Origin of the sequence: uncultured Bacteroides sp. (genome assembly GCF_910578895.1) — a bacterium.
Classification (GTDB): domain Bacteria; phylum Bacteroidota; class Bacteroidia; order Bacteroidales; family Bacteroidaceae; genus Bacteroides.
This window is the reverse complement of sequence record NZ_CAJTSC010000005.1, coordinates 78,452-96,785: the sequence shown is the minus strand read 5'-3', so window position 1 is coordinate 96,785 and position 18,334 is coordinate 78,452. Positions and strand designations below refer to the sequence as shown.

The 18,334-nt window shown below is 50.1% G+C and carries 14 protein-coding genes; 7 read left to right on the top strand and 7 right to left on the bottom strand.

What is annotated here, in order from left to right; all coding sequences use genetic code 11:
• Window positions 1-128: 128 nt before the first annotated feature.
• On the bottom strand, window positions 129-665 hold the full coding sequence (locus tag QZ327_RS02670; protein WP_294616883.1) for an HD domain-containing protein: 537 nt from the start codon (window positions 663-665) through the stop codon (window positions 129-131).
• 523 nt (window positions 666-1,188) lie between these two features.
• Between QZ327_RS02670 and QZ327_RS02665 the strand changes: the two genes are divergently transcribed.
• Window positions 1,189-1,377, top strand: coding sequence for a hypothetical protein (locus QZ327_RS02665; protein ID WP_294616882.1), 189 nt, complete (start codon window positions 1,189-1,191; stop codon window positions 1,375-1,377).
• A 126-nt stretch (window positions 1,378-1,503) separates the two neighbouring features.
• On the opposite strand, the gene QZ327_RS02660 is transcribed toward QZ327_RS02665, so the two are convergent.
• Window positions 1,504-2,457, bottom strand: a complete 954-nt coding sequence (locus QZ327_RS02660) for a transporter (RefSeq protein ID WP_294616888.1) — start codon at window positions 2,455-2,457, stop codon at window positions 1,504-1,506.
• Between the two features lie 497 nt (window positions 2,458-2,954).
• Here QZ327_RS02660 and QZ327_RS02655 point away from each other — a divergent pair, with 497 nt between their 5' ends.
• The 3 genes from QZ327_RS02655 (at window position 2,955) to dnaA (ending at window position 6,834) form a co-directional block, all read left to right on the top strand.
• On the top strand, window positions 2,955-4,181 hold the full coding sequence (locus QZ327_RS02655) for an N-acetylmuramoyl-L-alanine amidase (protein ID WP_294616880.1): 1,227 nt from the start codon (window positions 2,955-2,957) through the stop codon (window positions 4,179-4,181).
• Window positions 4,182-4,193: 12 nt separating this feature from the next.
• Window positions 4,194-5,087, top strand: coding sequence for an MlaD family protein (locus tag QZ327_RS02650; protein ID WP_294616878.1), 894 nt, complete (start codon window positions 4,194-4,196; stop codon window positions 5,085-5,087).
• A 352-nt stretch (window positions 5,088-5,439) separates the two neighbouring features.
• On the top strand, window positions 5,440-6,834 hold the full coding sequence (gene dnaA / locus QZ327_RS02645; protein WP_294616876.1) for a chromosomal replication initiator protein DnaA: 1,395 nt from the start codon (window positions 5,440-5,442) through the stop codon (window positions 6,832-6,834).
• Window positions 6,835-7,050: 216 nt separating this feature from the next.
• On the opposite strand, the gene QZ327_RS02640 is transcribed toward dnaA, so the two are convergent.
• Window positions 7,051-7,785 carry an NADPH-dependent oxidoreductase gene (locus tag QZ327_RS02640; RefSeq protein WP_294616874.1) on the bottom strand — a complete coding sequence of 245 codons (735 nt, stop codon included), beginning with the start codon at window positions 7,783-7,785 and terminating at the stop codon, window positions 7,051-7,053.
• Window positions 7,786-8,126: 341 nt separating this feature from the next.
• Here QZ327_RS02640 and QZ327_RS02635 point away from each other — a divergent pair, with 341 nt between their 5' ends.
• Window positions 8,127-10,664 (top strand): adenosylcobalamin-dependent ribonucleoside-diphosphate reductase, encoded by a 2,538-nt coding sequence (locus QZ327_RS02635; RefSeq protein ID WP_294616872.1) that lies wholly within the window; start codon window positions 8,127-8,129, stop codon window positions 10,662-10,664.
• A 130-nt stretch (window positions 10,665-10,794) separates the two neighbouring features.
• Complete coding sequence (locus tag QZ327_RS02630) at window positions 10,795-13,485, top strand: 4-alpha-glucanotransferase (protein WP_294616870.1); 2,691 nt, start codon at window positions 10,795-10,797, stop codon at window positions 13,483-13,485.
• Window positions 13,486-13,576: 91 nt separating this feature from the next.
• On the opposite strand, the gene QZ327_RS02625 is transcribed toward QZ327_RS02630, so the two are convergent.
• Entirely contained in the window at window positions 13,577-14,353 is a 777-nt protein-coding gene (locus tag QZ327_RS02625) for a class I SAM-dependent methyltransferase (RefSeq protein ID WP_294616867.1), read from the bottom strand.
• Between the two features lie 276 nt (window positions 14,354-14,629).
• Between QZ327_RS02625 and folB the strand changes: the two genes are divergently transcribed.
• Window positions 14,630-14,989 carry a dihydroneopterin aldolase gene (folB, locus tag QZ327_RS02620; protein ID WP_294616866.1) on the top strand — a complete coding sequence of 120 codons (360 nt, stop codon included), beginning with the start codon at window positions 14,630-14,632 and terminating at the stop codon, window positions 14,987-14,989.
• Window positions 14,990-15,060: 71 nt separating this feature from the next.
• Here the strand turns inward: folB and QZ327_RS02615 are convergent, their stop codons facing one another.
• The 3 genes from QZ327_RS02615 to mtaB are packed head-to-tail and all read right to left on the bottom strand — an operon-like array spanning window position 15,061 to window position 18,321.
• Entirely contained in the window at window positions 15,061-16,077 is a 1,017-nt protein-coding gene (locus QZ327_RS02615; protein WP_294616864.1) for a glycosyltransferase family 2 protein, read from the bottom strand.
• Window positions 16,070-16,969 (bottom strand): lysophospholipid acyltransferase family protein, encoded by a 900-nt coding sequence (locus tag QZ327_RS02610; protein WP_294616862.1) that lies wholly within the window; start codon window positions 16,967-16,969, stop codon window positions 16,070-16,072. The genes QZ327_RS02615 and QZ327_RS02610 overlap by 8 nt, the downstream gene beginning before the upstream one ends.
• A 26-nt stretch (window positions 16,970-16,995) precedes the next feature.
• The gene (mtaB, locus tag QZ327_RS02605) at window positions 16,996-18,321 is read right to left on the bottom strand and encodes a tRNA (N(6)-L-threonylcarbamoyladenosine(37)-C(2))-methylthiotransferase MtaB (protein ID WP_294616861.1); all 1,326 of its coding nucleotides are present in this window, start codon (window positions 18,319-18,321) and stop codon (window positions 16,996-16,998) included.
• Window positions 18,322-18,334: the final 13 nt, after the last annotated feature.

The following is an 18,334-nucleotide window of genomic DNA, read 5'->3' as shown; positions in this document are numbered from 1 at the left end:
AAGCTAAAGAAAAACTTTTTGAAGAAAATTTAAACAGGCTCTAACTTAGCTGATAAAAACAAAAGCCGCTTCATCCGCCAAATCCGCGCCTGAAGGATAAAAACAAGTCTACAATGAAAGAGCCGCGGCTACAGGAACAGGCCGCACCAACGGTCAAAGCGCTGCAAACCGGCTTCGCCATAGCGCTCCAGGCTCTTCCGTGCTTTCTCCACGCTTTTCTCCTTGTCCAAATGCGTCTTTGAGTAAAACTTATCGGCAAAACAGATTACCTGCTCCTCCATGCTTACCGGAAGCATGTCCCGGCGGGGCACAGGCAGGTTTTGTGCAACAATATCTTCCAACGCAAGTCCCGCCCCCGTATGCCTTTCGCAAACCAAAGCATGCCGCGGATAGCCCTCCGAACGCACCAGGTCCGCTCCCAAATAGCCGTGGCAGATGTAAGGCTTGTCTCCGAAACAACAGATGCCGTCGGCATCCGTCAGAAACACGCCTATATCGTGCAGCATCGCCGCTTCATACAGGAAATCCCTGTCCAAAGACAACTCCGGATGGTTATCGGCAATCCACAAAGCCTTGTCGGCAACGGAACGGCTATGCGTCAGCAGGATATGCCGCAACTCGTTCGCTTCCGGATAGTACTTATCAATTAACTCGTGAGGGTTCATCTTACTTTTGCTACATTTATAATCGGGCACTTCCCCCCCCTACGCCGCAAACACGCAGAGCGGCAGGCAGCCCATACATTTTCCAGGTTGCAAAAATACGAATTATTCCATAACAACATCCACCTTTCTCCGTTTTGAATCACTTTGCACCCGCGCAAACAGCCGGGCAGATACCGGAAACAAACCGGACACGGCTGTTTGCGCGGGTACAAAATGAAGCGCCATCCGTTCATTTCACAACAAAAAGGCGGCAAAACCGCCCTTTTCCTTACTCCCCTTCCTGCCACTTTCTGCCAAAACAGGAACATCGTGCATAAAATGCGGATAGATATGCTTCCGTTTCCGATGGATATGCGCTGTTTATGCAGAAACCGGGCGTTTCCGCCGTTGAATACAGATGTTTCCGTTGCTGGACGCAGGTGTTTCTGCCGACAGACACTGGCATCTGTCGTGACAGGCATTAGCATCTATCGCAACAGGCATTAGTGTCTGTCGCGACAGACGTCAATATCCGTAAAACAGGATGCCCGCACGCGGCATTTCCCGTGCTTTTTCCCGCTGGTTTGTTTGTAAATATCTCGATATCTACCTGGTTATCCGCAAGATAAACATTTCCCGTTCCGTTTCTTCCCGCCGGCAGTACGCAAGGACGGAAACAGCCGGTTCTGCGGCAACGGGAAATACAGATTGTCAGAAGATACGGACGGGATGACAAAAAGACAAAAAGGCAAAAGATAAAAAGACAAACTTAAGAACCGGTTTCATCTTCCTTCAAAAGAAATGCCCGAAAGAGTATGCCGACACGGCTTTTTCCGTTTATATCATCTATGCCAACCATTCAGGCACAGTCCCTCTTCCGTTTTTTCCAAAGCTGCCAGCTGTTGATGATGTTCTGCCACAACACATACGAACCCGGTCCTACGGAAGACAACGGGTTCAGATAAGTATAAGACATCCAGATGGCAAGTACCGTGTTTTTCTGTCCCAGCGCCTGCCCGCCGCTGATGCGGTCGTTGTAATGCCCGCCAATTCTTTTCCCCAAGTAGAACTGTACGCAGCAAGCGACCAATCCTGCCAAGGCAATCAGCATTTCCACAAACACCGGCGCATCACTGTTCATCAACGAACGCACCGTCTGCCCCGACACAATGGCAAGCGCCACCGCCCACAGGTAGAAAGCAGCATCGCGGAACTCCAGCAAGCGCCGATGCACCTTCCCGACAAACACCCGCAGAAAACATGCCAGGAAGAATGGCAGAAGAAGCAACGGGAACACCTTGCCCAGTATCTTCAGGAAGGCGGCAAAGAAAGTGATATCCGCATGCGGTTCCACCAAAGGAAACAGTAGCGGGACAGCCGCCGCAGCCAGCAGATTGGACAACAGCGTATACGTGGTAAGGCTCGATGCACTGCCCCCCAACTTGCCGGTGATGACCGCAGCGGCAGTTGCCGTAGGACAGATAAGGCACACCATGGCACCCTCGAACACTTCCCTGTACGTCTCCTGCATGGGGAAACACACCAGCAACGCCGCAACAACCAGGCACGAAACCGTCTGGAACAGCAGCAACCAGCCATGCCATGCCTTCGGCTTCAGCTCGCGCACCTCTATCTTGCAGAAAGTAAGCAACAACTGGGCGAAAATCAAAGCCGGAGTGAGGAAAGCCGTCAGTCCGTCCGCATAAGGTTTTACCGGGGCGAGCCAAGAGACCCTTGCAAAAAGGAAATAACCCATAGCACCTGTAAGCATCGCCAGCGGCAATGTCCAATTCTTTATAAAACGAAGAAACATACCTGTATCCATCCATTAATATTCGCGTGCAAAGTTACGGATATTATCAACAAGCAGGCATATCACCAAGAAATTTACTCCCAACCAGACACGGATTTCTCATTGGAGCACCGCACTCATCTTTCAAACACGGCTAAAGCGGATTTGGCGGATTACCCATATTGGTTATCCGCAATAGTCTCCCCAAAAGGGCAGGTTGCAGGCAAGCCGGATTAGCCTGAGTGAAAGGAAACATTTTCATTTAAGCCTTACGACTATGCTTCAGGCACGGATTTGGCGGATGAAGCGGATTATTCGATGAACAGATAAAAATAAAATCCGCGTCTGAAAGGCGAAAACAGTTTTTTATCGAAAAAGCCGTGCCATACAGAGCAAATCTCCCTAAAAAGAAGCTGTTACAAATAAAACTTAAAAGCAAAGCATGAGTTTTCTGCAAATTTACATTACATTTGCAGCGTGAAATATAGGGCTTGCACTATCTTTGCGACAATTTTTATATGAAATCATACAAACGACACATATTATATATAGGCATTTGTTTGGGACTGTTCCTCTCTTTTTGCTGCAGCGGCAGTGCCGAAGCGAAAGATTTTGTAGTCGTCATCGATGCCGGACACGGGGGACACGACCCCGGCGCGGTCGGAAAGATTTCCAAAGAAAAGAACATAAACCTGAATGTCGCGCTCAAGCTTGGCAAACAGATACAGAAAAACTGTCCGGACGTAAAAGTCGTATATACCCGTACGCGGGATGTCTTTATCCCGCTGGACCGCCGTTCGGAGATAGCGAATGATGCCAAAGCGGATTTGTTTATCTCCATCCATACAAACGCCCTTGCCAACAACCGCACCGCCAAGGGCGCATCCACCTGGACCTTAGGTCTTGCAAAATCGGACGCCAACCTTGAAGTTGCCAAACGTGAGAACTCGGTTATCCTTTATGAAAGCGACTACAAGACGCGCTACGCCGGGTTTAACCCGAATTCCGCCGAGTCTTACATCATCTTCGAATTCATGCAGGACAAGTATATGTCGCAAAGCGTACACTTGGCTTCACTCGTGCAAAAGCAGTTCCGCCATACATGCCGGCGGGCAGACCGTGGCGTGCACCAGGCGGGATTTCTTGTGCTGAAAACCAGTGCCATGCCCAGCATCCTGGTCGAACTGGGTTTTATATCCACTCCGGAAGAAGAGCGCTATCTGAACACCGATGCAGGCACCACCAACCTTGCCAACGGCATCTTCCGCGCTTTCCTCACTTACAAGCGCGAGCAGGAAATCCGATTGAACGGAAGCAGCCGAACCATCCTGCCGGAAGAGGCGCCACAACCGGCACAGGAGGACACCGCCCCCGACAGCACAGCGCCGAAAACGGAAAGCAAAACCAACGGCCGGCACAACGCGCCAACGGCGCAGCGCCCGGAAAAAACCGCCGCCACACAAACAGAAGACAATGTTCCGGTGTTTAAGATACAGATACTCACCTCTTCCCGCCCGCTGGCAAAGAACGACAAGCGGCTGAAAGGGCTGAAGAACGTGGATTATTACAAGGAAGGCGGCTTATACAAGTACACCTATGGCGCATCGACCGATTATAACAAGACGTTACGCACCAAACGCTCCATTACGGCACAATTCAAGGACGCATTCATCATAGCCTTCAAGAACGGGAAAAAGATGAACGTCAATGCCGCCATCAACGAATTCAAGAACAGAAAGAAATAAACAGCATACATCATGAAGTATATTACCAAGGAAGTCAGAATAGGAATTGCCGGCATAGCCGCTCTCTGCATATTAGTATATGGCATCAATTACCTGAAAGGCATCAACATGTTCAAGCCTTCCAGCTATTTCTATGTCAAATTCAACAATGTCAACGGGCTTACCAAATCAAGCCCCGTCTTTGCCGACGGTTTCCGCGTGGGCATCGTACGCGATTTGTACTACGATTATACCCAACCCGGAAAGGTCGTTGCCGAGATAGACGTCAATACCGACCTGCGCATCCCTAAAGGCAGTACCGCAGAGTTGACGGCGGAAATGCTGGGCGGCGTCAAAATGAACCTTCTCCTTGCCAACAATCCACGCGAAAAATACCGTGTCGGAGATACCATTCCCGGCACGCTCAACAACGGAATGATGGAAAAGGTAGCCACCATGATGCCGCAACTGGAGAAGATGCTGCCTAAATTGGACTCTATCCTCGGCTCTTTAAATGCCGTATTGGCAGACCCCGCCATCCCTGCCACCCTGCACAATGTGGAGAACCTGACGGCAAACCTTGCCGCAACCAGCGGGCAACTCCAAACATTAATGAGCAAGGATATCCCACAACTCACAGGAAAATTGAATGCCATCGGGGACAACTTCGTGCTTATCTCCAGCAATCTGAAGGAGATAGATTTTGCGACAGCCATGCAAAGCATAGACTCGACATTGGCTAATGTAAAGATAATTACAGATAAATTGAACCGGAAAGACAACACGGTCGGGCTATTACTGAACGACCCTGCACTTTACAACAACCTGAATGCCACGACTGCAAATGCGGCGAGCTTGCTGGAAGACCTGAAAGCGCATCCGAAACGCTATGTCCATTTCTCTTTATTCGGCAAGAAAGATAAGTAAAAAAGGCGTTTATATAGATTTTGTCTAAATAGCAAAGCGTGTATGTCATTGGAAAAGAAAGCCCTTGGTAAGGGCTATATATAAAGTGGAAAAGAGGTTTGTATCCACGCTGCCGCCTGAAGCCACGAACATCGGCAAACAGAGATAACCCGCTACATTACAAGACGTTATACAAAAGCAAGGGTTTCCATAAAGACACAGGCTGGATATACAGACATAAGTAACTGAGAGTAAAGTGATTATTGTTTTATTGAGAAACGCAAGAAAAAAGCGATTTGTTTTTCTCAAATAAGATTGCCAATTTTGCAAACGTAGAAGTTTTGCTTAATTAATAAATGTTTTAGTAGCCGTTATGAGTGAACAGGATCATGTCGGATTATGGAACCGCTGTCTTGAAATCATCAGAGACAATGTTCCGGAACAGACATATAAAACTTGGTTTCTCCCCATTATCCCGTTAAAATACGAGGACAAAACGCTCATTGTACAAGTTCCCAGCCAGTTCTTCTATGAATTTCTGGAGGATAAATTTGTAGACTTGTTGCGTAAGACCCTTTATAAGGTAATCGGAGAGGGAACGAAGTTGATGTATAATGTTATGGTAGATAAAAGTTCACGGCCCGAAAAGACCGTAAACTACGAATCTACCCATCGCACCATTATACCCCAAAAGCAAACGATAGACAAGGCAATCCCGCAAATACCTGTTCCCGATTTGGACCCGCATCTGAATCCGGAATACAATTTTGATACATTTATTGAAGGATACAGCAATAAACTTTCGCGCAGTGTTGCAGAAGCCGTAGCGCTCAATCCTGCCAAGACCATATTCAACCCGTTGTTTCTGTACGGAGCATCGGGTGTGGGAAAAACCCACCTGGCAAATGCCATCGGTACGAAAATCAAGGAGTTGTATCCGGAGAAACGTGTGCTGTATGTGTCCGCACATTTATTCCAGGTGCAATACACCGATTCCGTACGTAACAACACCACCAACGACTTCATCAACTTCTACCAGACAATCGACATATTGATTATCGATGATATCCAGGAGTTTGCGGGCGTTACCAAAACGCAAAACACATTCTTCCACATCTTCAATCACCTGCATCAAAACGGCAAGCAGCTTATCCTTACCTCCGACCGTTCTCCCGTACTGCTTCAGGGCATGGAAGAGCGCTTGATTACGCGTTTCAAATGGGGAATGGTGGCAGAACTGGAGAAACCGACGGTGGAATTGCGCAAAAACATCCTGCGCAACAAGATACATCGCGACGGATTGCAATTCCCGCCGGAAGTCATCGACTACATAGCCGAGAATGTAGGCAATAGTGTCCGCGACCTGGAGGGCATTGTCATTTCCATCATGGCACACTCCACCATATACAACAAGGAGATTGACCTGGAACTGGCACAACGCATTGTACGCAAGGTCGTGAATTGCGAGAGCAAAGCCATCACCATCGACGATATCATTACTACCGTATGCAAACACTTTGGTTTGGAAAACGCTGCCATACATACAAAATCGCGTAAACGCGAAGTGGTGCAGGCACGTCAGATTGCCATGTATTTAGCCAAGAACCATACGGACTTCTCTACGGCAAAAATCGGCACGTTAATCGGCAATAAAGACCATGCTACCGTGTTGCACGCCTGCAAAACCATCAAGCAGCTGAAGGAAGTGGACAAGTCATTCCGCGCCGAAATCGAAGATATACAAGCCGCACTGAAAAAAGGGAACTGAATTTAAGCAGAAGGCGTAAAAGCATAAGTAAATATAGAAAATCACCATCTGTCATTCAGGGCGAAGTGAAGAACCTCTTCTCCTTATGTATACAAAGGGATATTCTTGAAATGATAAAATTTAAGGCAACTAACTCGTGAAGAATTAGCTGCCTTAAATTTTATCATTTCAGGAATATCCCTACTTACGAAAACATCCTATACATTTACACTTCATCTAAAATCCTTGCGCTTTCATTGCCTTCCAAAGCGCTTCGGACATCGCTTCGCTATCTTTCTTTGTATAACGCACGTCCGTAAAGACCTGAGCCAGCGTTTCTTTGCAGTTTTCGGCTATGAATTGCTTATTCTCGGGCAAAGATTCCTTGTAAGCATACAGGCGGTCGATATCCTCAGGAGTATAATCATGATAAGTTTCTTCATGCACAATAGCCTCCAAAGGCAAACGGTCTACTTGCGCGGGAGTTTCCGCAGGCCAGCCCACAGTAACAGTAGTGATGGGGAAAACCAACCGGGGCAATTCCAATGTTTCCACAATCATTTGAGGATTATAAGTGGTGGTGCCTAAATAGCAGATGCCCAACCCTTTCTCCTCGGCTGCGACACAGAATGTCTGTGCCACCAACAAAGCATCTACGGCTCCGGTGACAAACCATTCAAAATTGTCATATCCCGGAATTGCCTTTCTCTGTTCACACCACTTGCTGAAACGGCGCAAGTCAATACAGAAAGTAAGGACTACCGGTGCCGTCCGCACCATAGGCTGGTTAAAATGCGCAGGAGCCAACTTGGCTTTACGGTCAGCGTCACGAGTCACAATCACACTATAAACCTGCATGTTTCCGACCGTAGAAGCACGGAAAGAGGTTTCAAGCAAATCATTTAACAAATCAGAAGAAATGTCTTTCTGCTGATATTTACGAATTGTTCTCCTTTGTTTCAAGTTTTCCATTCTTTCTTTTTTCTGCAAATATATGAAAAGAAACACAGAGTGTGGTTTAATAACGCCGAATATGTTTCATCGTTTACCCAAACCGGATAACCCCAGCAGGCATCAAACAGATGCATGGTTTTCTTTTTAGAAAACTTCACCTCTACTAAAGAAAACCTATTCATATAAAAATCAATATATTAACCGATATAAACAGGAAACTAACAACCTGTTCATAAAAAAAATATTTTTTATTTTGCCATAACGAAAAACATTCATAGCTTTGCAAACGCATTTGTTAGCAAATAAGTACGACTTCTACACTTTTACTTATTTACAATTAAATCTAAGGATATCGCATCGTGGAAAAGAAAACTTATTCTTATGACGAAGCCTACGAAGAATCTTTACGATACTTCCAAGGCGACGAACTGGCTGCAAGGGTTTGGGTAAACAAATACGCAGTCAAAGACTCTTTCGGAAATATTTACGAAAAGTCTCCGGAAGACATGCATTGGAGAATAGCCAATGAGATTGCCCGCATTGAGGCAAAGTATCCTAACGGGCTAAGTTCCGAAGAGCTCTTCGGGCTGTTAGACCACTTCAAATACATCGTTCCGCAAGGAAGCCCGATGACAGGAATCGGAAACAATTATCAGGTAGCTTCACTCTCCAACTGCTTTGTCATAGGCGTGGACGGCGAAGCCGACTCGTACGGTGCAATCTTCAAAGTAGACGAAGAACAAGTGCAGTTAATGAAACGCCGTGGCGGTGTAGGGCATGACCTGTCGCACATCCGCCCGAAAGGTTCTCCGGTGAAAAACTCCGCGTTAACGTCAACCGGACTGGTGCCTTTCATGGAGCGTTACTCCAACTCCACGCGCGAAGTAGCACAAGACGGCCGCCGGGGCGCGTTGATGCTGAGCGTATCCATCAAGCATCCGGACTCGGAAGCTTTCATAGACGCAAAGATGACGGAAGGCAAGGTTACGGGTGCCAATGTTTCCGTCAAGCTGACCGATGCATTCATGCAAGCAGCCATTGACGGTACGCCGTATGTGCAACAATATCCTATCGATGCCTCCGAACCCGTATTCAAGAAAGAAATCAGTGCCGCCGACTTGTGGAAGAAAATCGTGCACAACGCATGGAAATCCGCCGAACCCGGCGTACTCTTCTGGGACACCATCATCAAAGAGTCCGTACCCGACTGCTATGCGGACCTGGGCTATCGTACCGTATCAACCAATCCTTGCGGTGAGATACCTTTGTGCCCCTACGACTCCTGCCGCCTGCTCGCCATCAACTTGTATTCATACGTGGTCAATCCTTTCAAACCGGACGCATACTTTGATTTCGACCTTTTCAAAAAGCACGTTGCACTGGCACAACGCATCATGGACGATATCATCGACCTGGAATTGGAAAAGATAGAGCGCATCCTGGCCAAGGTCGATTCCGACCCGGAGAACGAAGACGTGAAACGCACCGAAAATGTTTTGTGGCAGAAAATCTACAAAAAGAGCGGTCAAGGCAGGCGTACCGGCGTAGGCATCACCGCCGAAGGCGATATGCTTGCGGCATTGGGACTGCGTTACGGCACTGAAGAGGCAACCGAATTTGCCGAAAAAGTGCACAAGACAGTAGCATTGAGCGCATACCGTTCTTCCGTGGAAATGGCAAAAGAACGCGGCGCTTTCGAAATCTACGACAGCGAACGCGAACAGAATAATCCGTTTATCAACCGCTTGCGCGAAGCGGATCCGGAACTGTATGAAGAGATGCGGAAATACGGACGCCGCAACATCGCCTGTCTCACCATTGCGCCCACAGGCACAACAAGCCTGATGACGCAGACCACTTCGGGTATCGAACCTGTATTCCTGCCCGTTTACAAACGCCGCCGCAAAGTCAACCCGAACGATGCCAACGTACACATCGACTTCGTTGACGAGACCGGAGACGCTTTTGAGGAATACACCGTATTCCACCCCAAATTCGTCACATGGATGGAAGCGGAAGGTTACAACCCCGCCAAACGCTATACACAAGACGAAATAGATGCGCTCGTTGAAAAATCACCTTATTATAAAGCAACTTCCAACGATGTGGACTGGCTGATGAAAGTCAGGATGCAGGGACGCATCCAGAAATGGGTGGATCACTCCATCAGCGTTACAATCAACCTGCCGAACGATGTGGACGAAGAGTTGGTAAACCGCCTGTACGTCGAAGCATGGAAATCAGGCTGCAAGGGCTGTACGGTCTATCGTGACGGTTCCCGTTCCGGCGTGCTGATTTCCACCAAGAGCAAGAAGAAAGAGGAGTTCCCGCCGTGTAAACCGCCTACGGTTGTCGAAACCCGTCCTAAAGTACTTGAAGCGGATGTCGTACGCTTCCAGAACAACAAGGAAAAATGGGTGGCATTCGTCGGTCTGCTGGACGGACATCCTTACGAGATATTCACCGGGCTTCAAGACGATGACGAAGGCATCATCCTTCCGAAGAACGTTTCATCGGGCCATATCATCAAGAATGTCGATGAAAACGGCAACAAACGCTACGACTTCCAGTTCGAGAACAAACGCGGCTACAAGGTCACTATCGAAGGACTGTCCGAGAAATTCAACAAAGAATACTGGAACTATGCCAAACTTATCTCCGGCGTATTGCGCTACCGCATGCCTATCGAGCAGGTAATGAAGTTGGTAAGCTCGCTGCAATTGGACAGCGAACACATCAACACCTGGAAAAACGGCGTAGAACGTGCATTGAAGAAATACGTGACGGACGGAACAGAAGCCAAAGGCAAGAAATGTCCGAACTGCGGCAACGAAACGCTCGTTTACCAGGAAGGCTGCCTTATCTGCACCACTTGCGGCGCATCCCGTTGCGGATAAAAAAACGGCAAGCACAAACGTTTGCATAGTAATTTAAATGAGATAGCCGGCAATAGCTGCATGATTATGAGGAATATTTCCTATACTTGCATAATCATTGCAGCTATTGCTATTTCTAAATCTAATATATATGACTTTATCATTCAATATCGAGTACAGAACCAATTGGGGTGAAGAAGTCAGAGTGTCAGGCTCCATACCTGAACTTGGAAACAACCATCCCGACAAAGCTTTGCCGCTACAGACCGTAGACGGCATCCACTGGACTGCGGAAGTAAACATCGCACTGCCGGAAAGCGGACGTGTCCAATACAGCTACCATATCTTCTACAACGGACAGTGCACACGGACGGAGTGGAACAACCTGCCACGCACGCTTTATCTTTCCGGAGCCTCCCATAAGGCCTACCGGATACTGGACTGCTGGAAGAACCTGCCGGAACAGCAATATCTCTATACTTCCGCCTTTACGGAATCACTCCTGGCACACCACAAGCGCGACACCGCACCCAAAAGCCACAAAAAAGGATTGCTGATAAAGGCATACGCTCCCTGCATCGACAGCGACCACTGCCTGGGCATCTGCGGAAACCAACCGGCATTCGGCGACTGGAACCCCGACAAAGCCGTGCTTATGAGCGATGCCAACTTTCCGGAATGGCAAACAGAGGTAGACGCAACCAAAATCCGCTTCCCGCTGGAATATAAGTTCATCTTATACAACAAGAAAGAACGCCGCGCTGTCTGCTGGGAAAACAACCCGAACCGATATATGGCAAATCCGCAGACAGGCGCCAACGAGACGCTGGCCGTCGGCGACCGCTACGTATACTTCAACCTTCCCGCATGGAAAGGTGCGGGAGTCGCAGTTCCCGTATTCTCGCTCCGTTCTGAGAAGAGCTTCGGCGTAGGCGACTTCGGCGATTTGAAACGCATGATAGACTGGGCGGTTGCCACCCATCAGAAAGCCGTACAGATTCTGCCCATCAACGACACCACGATGACGCATACGTGGACAGACTCCTATCCCTACAGCAGCATCTCCATCTACGCCTTCCACCCCATGTATGCCGATTTGAGGCAATTGGGCAACCTAAAAGACAAGAAGGCGATGGCACAATTCGAAAAACGCCAAAAAGAGCTGAACGCCCTGCCCGCCGTGGACTACGAAGCCGTGAACAAGACGAAGTGGGACTACTTCCGGCTCATCTTCAACCAAGAAGGAGAAAAAGTACTGGCATCGGACGCTTTCCGCAGTTTCTACGAAGCCAACAAAGAGTGGTTGCAGCCCTACGCCGCCTTCAGCTACCTGCGCGATGCCTACAAGACACCCGACTTCCGCACCTGGCCCGAATATGCCACCTACGATGCCAAAGAAATAGAACAACTGTGCCGGCCGGACTCTGCCGGTTACGGGCAGATAGCCATCTACTACTACATCCAGTTCAACCTGCATCTGCAACTGCTCGCCGCCACCGAGCATGCACGCGCCAACGGCGTAGTGCTGAAAGGCGACATTCCCATCGGCATCAGCCGCAACAGTGTGGAAGCCTGGAAAGAACCCTACTACTTCAACCTGAACGGCCAAGCCGGCGCGCCACCCGATGACTTCTCCGTGAACGGACAGAACTGGGGATTGCCTACCTACAACTGGGATGTCATGGAGAAAGACGGCTATGACTGGTGGATGAAGCGCTTCCGCAAAATGGCGGAATACTTCGATGCCTACCGCATCGACCACATTCTCGGATTCTTCCGGATTTGGGAAATTCCCATGCACGCCGTACACGGCCTGTTGGGGCAATTCTCCCCTGCCCTGCCCATGACGAGCGAGGAGATAGAGAGCTATGGGTTCCCCTTCCGCAATGAATTCCTGAAACCGTATATACACGAGTATTTCCTTGGGCAGATATTCGGTCCGCATACCGACTACGTGAAGCAGACCTTCATCGAACCCACGGAGACTTGGGAAATCTACCGGATGCGCCCCGAGTTCGACACGCAGCGCAAAGTAGAAGCCTACTTTGCCGGCAAGACGGACGAAAACAGCATCTGGGTGCGCGACGGTCTGTACGCGCTTATCAGCGACGTGCTCTTTGTGCCCGACCGCCACGACCCGCACAAGTACCACCCGCGCATCGGCGTGCAGCACGACTACATCTACCGCTCGCTGAACGATTGGGAAAAAGCGGCTTTCAACCTCCTGTACGACCAATACTATTACCACCGCCACAACCAGTTCTGGCACGAGCAGGCGATGAACAAACTGCCGCAACTGACACAGTCCACCCGGATGTTGGTATGTGGTGAAGACCTGGGCATGATTCCCGACTGTGTGGCATGGGTGATGAACGATTTGCGTATCCTCTCCTTGGAAATACAGCGTATGCCCAAAGACCCGGCACACGAATTCGGGCATCCGGACTGGTATCCATACTGCTCCGTCTGCACCATATCCACGCACGACATGTCCACGCTGCGCGGCTGGTGGGGAGAAGACTTCCAGCAAACGCAACGTTACTACAACACAATGCTCGGACATTACGGCGCCGCTCCTGCCGTAGCCACTCCCGAACTTTGCGAAGAGGTGGTGCGCAAACATCTGCAAAGCAACTCCATACTGTGCATCCCGTCCCTGCAAGACTGGCTGTCGATGGACGGCAAATGGCGTAACCCGAACGTGCAGGAAGAGCGCATCAACGTTCCTGCCAATCCGCGCCACTATTGGCGCTGGCGCATGCACCTCACACTGGAACAACTGATGAAAGCCGAAAGCCTGAACGAAAAAATCAGAGGACTTATCGCACAGACCGGACGATAAACGAGCGGCGGCAAGACAAACAAAAATCACCTCATGAGAGGATACCATCCATCTTATGAGGTGATTTTTTTATCTTGCGAAACAAACCTGTCTACTCCACTTTCCTTGCAATGAAGAATGTATAGCCATAAAAACGTTTATACTTCCTGTACAGTTCTTCCTCGTCCGCCTGAAGCGCGGCGAACTCCTCGGCAACCCGGTTGCCCGCATACTTGGAAAGAAAGGCTTCACGAGCCGCACGCTTCGGAATGAAGTAATGCTCCGTCCAGCAATTTTCCGGCAGCACGAATGTAGCTACAGGCAGATAGCCCGCCTTCCATACCTTAGCCACCTGATTGGGCATTGTATCTATGCCGGGATATGCGCCCATCCAGAAATCATCAATCTCCGCAGGATGTCCGTCCGTCAGCCACGACACCTCGGATACGGCGATATACCCTCCCGGCTTCAGATACCTGCGCCACTCGTTCAGCCCGCGTTCAAAACCGATATTGTAGATGGCCCCCTCCGACCAAATCAGGTCCAACTCCCCTGCCTGAAAAGGCAGATTGTCCATCGAACCGACAACAGCTTTCACCCGGTCTTGCAGAGAAGCCTGTTGCGCATTGCGATTGAAGATATCAACAAAAGCAGGAAGCAAATCAACTCCCGTAATCTCTCCCGGCGCATACTTAGCCAGCACCATCGTCTGCCCGCCTGTGCCACAGCCCAAATCGGCAATGCGGGAGTTGTCCGTAAGATTATCAATAAAACCCAATGCCTGCAACGTCACTTCGGGACTTCCCGGTCCCTGACGTTCCATAGTAGAAAAGAAATCGCAAATCAGGTCAAGTTCAAAATCGTGAATTGTTTTATTTTTGTCATTCATTGTTCTCAGTATATTTCGCATACACGGGAAGCGTACAATACTTCCGGCACCGTATGCAGATAAAACTTGAATTATAATCACAGGAAAACGCCCCGGAAAGAAACAATCCGAGAGCAAACGAAAGGACAACCTGCATCAACGATACAGATTGTTTACCACACCAAATCCGATTTAAACATTGTTGTCATGGCGCAAAGATACAGAATATTCCAGACTGTAAAAAATACCTAATGGATTTTTCCCTATATTTGCACGCAAGAAACAAATCCATCCGACATGACCAGCTACATCTTTTTAGACCGGATACACTTTTTTGCCTATCACGGTGTCGGCACGCAGGAAACCATAGCAGGCAATGATTTCATCATCGACCTGCGGCTGAAAACAGACATCGCCCGTGCCGCCGAAACGGACGATGTAACGGACACGGTGAGCTATGCCGATGTATATGAAGCAGTGAAGGAAGAGATGGCCATCCCTTCCAAATTACTGGAGCACGTGTGCGGACGCATCATCCGGCGCCTGTTCCACGATTTCCCCGCCATCGAAAGCATCGATCTGAAGTTGTCCAAACGCAATCCGCCGATGGGTGCCGACCTGGATGCGGCAGGCGTGGAAGTGCATTGCGACAGATAAGGCTACTGCCGCCATTCCGATGCACAGCCCGTTTTTCCGGCAGGAAGAGCATGCCGATGCTCCGGCAATTCTTACAACCGGGAGAAATGTTTCTTCCCGTGCAAATAGAACTGCACCAGGATGCTGCTTTTTGTACGTTCGGGAATAACCGTAACCGAGGTCTTGTCCAAGTTCTCCTTGCGTGCCGCCGCAAACGAAGGACGAAGTTGCCGGAATGCACGGCGCGCACGGACTACCGCCCACATATTGGCAAACTGCCCCCGCAACAGAAAGTTCAGAGCCGCCACATAATCGAGCACCGTACGCATGCGCATCACAGCAGCCAACTCTTCCTGCGGCAAATTCTTATAGAGCATCAGAAGGTTGTTGCGGAAATTGAGAAATGTCTTACGGGGATTCTCTTTCTTCAAGGTGGCGCCACCCACGTGATAGACGGTGCTCTGAGGCACACAAACCAACCTCCGCCCACGGGCACGAAGCCGCCAGCACAAGTCAATCTCCTCCATGTGGGCAAAGAACCGTCCGTCCAGCCCGCCGACATCCAGATAGTCTTTCCGGCGAATGAACAAGGCGGCACCCGTCGCCCAAAATAGAGGCACGACCGTATCATACTGCCCGTTGTCTTTCTCCACCACGCTCATTATCCGCCCCCGGCAAAAGGGATAGCCGTAGCGGTCTATGAATCCGCCTGCCGCACCTGCATATTCGAACCTCTCCCTCTGGCGCCAACTCCGGATTTTAGGCTGGCACGCCGCCACTTCGGGATGGGCATCCATATAGCCGATAAGCGGTGACAGCCAATGTCCGGTCACCTCCACATCGGAATTCAACAACACCACGTATTCGGCATCCACCTGCCGCAAGGCGAGATTATACCCTTCGGCAAAACCGTGGTTTTCGCCCAACAGGATAAGATGCACGGAAGGAAACTCCCGGCGGAGCATCTCGACGGAAGCATCCGTCGAACCGTTGTCCGCCACATAAACCCGCGCACCTTCCGTTTGCGAACAGCGCACCACGGAAGGCAGGAAGGAACGGAGCATCTCGCAACCGTTCCAGTTCAATATGACAACAGCCGTCTTATCCATGTTGTATGGCATCCTCGCGTTTCAGCTTCCAACGTTTATGCGACCAGAACCAACATGACGGCTCCCTGCGGATGGTCTGTTCCAACCGGCGGGCAAAGAGTTCCGTTATCTCTCCGCCGGCAGTGGCTTTCGGAGTTTCGGTGACGAGGTCGAAGCGCACCCGGCAGTATCCTCTTCTCAGCTTTTGCAGTTCGCAGTAGAATACGGGAAAGTCCATAAGTTTGGCTATACGCTCGGCACCGTCCATAAATCCGGTATCCTGGTTCAGAAAAACGGTCCAGTGGTGCGCTTCGTTGGGATTGGGCGATTGGTCGGTTATCATGCCCACCACCACGCGCTTGTTGTCACGGCGCAGTTTTATGATTTCGCGCGCCGTAGAATGTTTCGGCACATTGTAGCCGCCGAAACGCGCACGGATGCGTTTGAACATCGCATCCATGTATTTGTTATGCAACGGTTTGTAAATTTGCACCGGGATGTCCCCTTCCTGCATGATGGCGCCCATGCCTATAATCCACTCGAAGTTGGCGTAGTGCGGTATAAGCAGCACAATGCCGCCGTGCTTTTCGATCATGGCAAGAAACTCCTCCTTGTTGTCATACTCCATGCGGCGGCAAAGCTCCTTGAAGGAGACGCGCAGCAGCTTCACCTCTTCCAGCATATAATCGCAGATGTAACGGTAGAACTTGCGCTCTATCCCGCGCAACTCGACCTCGGACTTTTCGGGAAAGGCGTTGCGCAAATTATCACGCACCACCCTGCGCCGGTAGCGTACAACGTGGCGCATCAAGAAGCAAAATCCGTCGGAAAGTACATAAAGCACCCTGAAAGGCAACAGGGCAAGCAGCCACATGCCTGCGTAGGTCAACCAATAAATTAATCTCGATTTCACCTTGTTTTATTATTAATCACTTATCACTAAACAGAAGCTCCCAGCACTCCCAGAAGTGCCGTGCCTTCTTCGTTAAACCCACCCATACGCGCCAAAACCACCTGATTGTCCAACGCATCATCGTGCGGAACTTCCACCCGGATATAATTCGGAGTGAAACCGTGCATCGGCGTGCCGGGTTTGGAACGTTCCAGCAGAACGGGCATCACCTGTCCGATATGGCGGGCGTAAAAGGCACGTGTTTTTTCGTCGGACAACTCCAGCAGGAGCTGGCTGCGCCGGTGCTTCTCTTCGGGAGAGACCACATGTTCTATCTTCAAGGCTTGCGTGCCCGGACGTTCGGAGTAGCTGAACACATGAAGCTGTGTGACATCCAGGCTTCGGATAAACCGGTGCGCCTGCTCAAAATATTCCTCTGTTTCGCCACGCGTGCCTACAATCACATCCACACCGATAAAAGCATCGGGCATCACCTCCTTTATCTTCTTCACTTTGGAAGCGAACAGGGCGGTGTCATACCGTCTGCGCATCAGCTTCAGCACTTCATCGCTGCCCGATTGCAACGGGATGTGAAAGTGCGGCATGAAACGCTTGGAACGGGATACGAACTCTATGATTTCATCCGTCAGCAGGTTGGGCTCGATAGAGGATATGCGGTAGCGCTCAATGCCTTCCACTTCGTCCAAAGCCTTTACCAGGTCGAAAAAAGTCTCGCCTGTGGTCTTGCCGAAATCACCGATGTTGACTCCCGTCAATACAATCTCCCTGCCGCCTTCGGCTGCCGCCCGGCGAGCCTGCTCTACAAGCGAAGCGATGCTTCCGTTGCGGCTGCGACCGCGGGCAAAAGGAATGGTGCAATACGAACAGTAATAATCGCAGCCGTCCTGCACTTTCAGGAAGAAACGGGTGCGGTCGCCACGCGAACATGACGGGGCGAACGAACGGATATCTTTCAAGGCGGAGGTATATGCCTCGCCGCTTCCGCGCTTCTGCAAATCGCCCAGGTATTGAAGCAGGTCTTTCTTCTGCTCCGCTCCGAGCACCACGTCCACACCTTCTATCCCCGCCACCGCATCGGGCTTAAGCTGGGCATAACATCCCGTCACCACCACAAAAGCTCCCGGATGCTGCTTCACCAGGCGATGAATGGCCTGGCGGCACTTCTTATCCGCCACTTCGGTAACGGAGCAGGTGTTCACCACGCATATATCCGCTTTCTCGCCCTTGCGCGCCGTACGCACTCCTGCTTCCCGCAGGGCTTTGCCGATGGTCGAAGTCTCGGAGAAGTTCAGCTTACATCCCAGCGTATAGTAAACCGCTGTCTTATCTTGAAATATATTGGTATCTATCATGAGCCTAAATGAC

Coding starts and splice junctions, on each gene's coding strand:
- QZ327_RS02670 (WP_294616883.1), bottom strand. CDS start 665: ATGAACCCTCACGAGTTAATTGATAAGTACTATCCGGAAGCGAACGAG.
- QZ327_RS02665 (WP_294616882.1), top strand. CDS start 1,189: ATGCCCGCACGCGGCATTTCCCGTGCTTTTTCCCGCTGGTTTGTTTGT.
- QZ327_RS02660 (WP_294616888.1), bottom strand. CDS start 2,457: ATGTTTCTTCGTTTTATAAAGAATTGGACATTGCCGCTGGCGATGCTT.
- QZ327_RS02655 (WP_294616880.1), top strand. CDS start 2,955: ATGAAATCATACAAACGACACATATTATATATAGGCATTTGTTTGGGA.
- QZ327_RS02650 (WP_294616878.1), top strand. CDS start 4,194: ATGAAGTATATTACCAAGGAAGTCAGAATAGGAATTGCCGGCATAGCC.
- dnaA (WP_294616876.1), top strand. CDS start 5,440: ATGAGTGAACAGGATCATGTCGGATTATGGAACCGCTGTCTTGAAATC.
- QZ327_RS02640 (WP_294616874.1), bottom strand. CDS start 7,785: ATGGAAAACTTGAAACAAAGGAGAACAATTCGTAAATATCAGCAGAAA.
- QZ327_RS02630 (WP_294616870.1), top strand. CDS start 10,795: ATGACTTTATCATTCAATATCGAGTACAGAACCAATTGGGGTGAAGAA.
- QZ327_RS02625 (WP_294616867.1), bottom strand. CDS start 14,353: ATGAATGACAAAAATAAAACAATTCACGATTTTGAACTTGACCTGATT.
- folB (WP_294616866.1), top strand. CDS start 14,630: ATGACCAGCTACATCTTTTTAGACCGGATACACTTTTTTGCCTATCAC.
- QZ327_RS02615 (WP_294616864.1), bottom strand. CDS start 16,077: ATGGATAAGACGGCTGTTGTCATATTGAACTGGAACGGTTGCGAGATG.
- mtaB (WP_294616861.1), bottom strand. CDS start 18,321: ATGATAGATACCAATATATTTCAAGATAAGACAGCGGTTTACTATACG.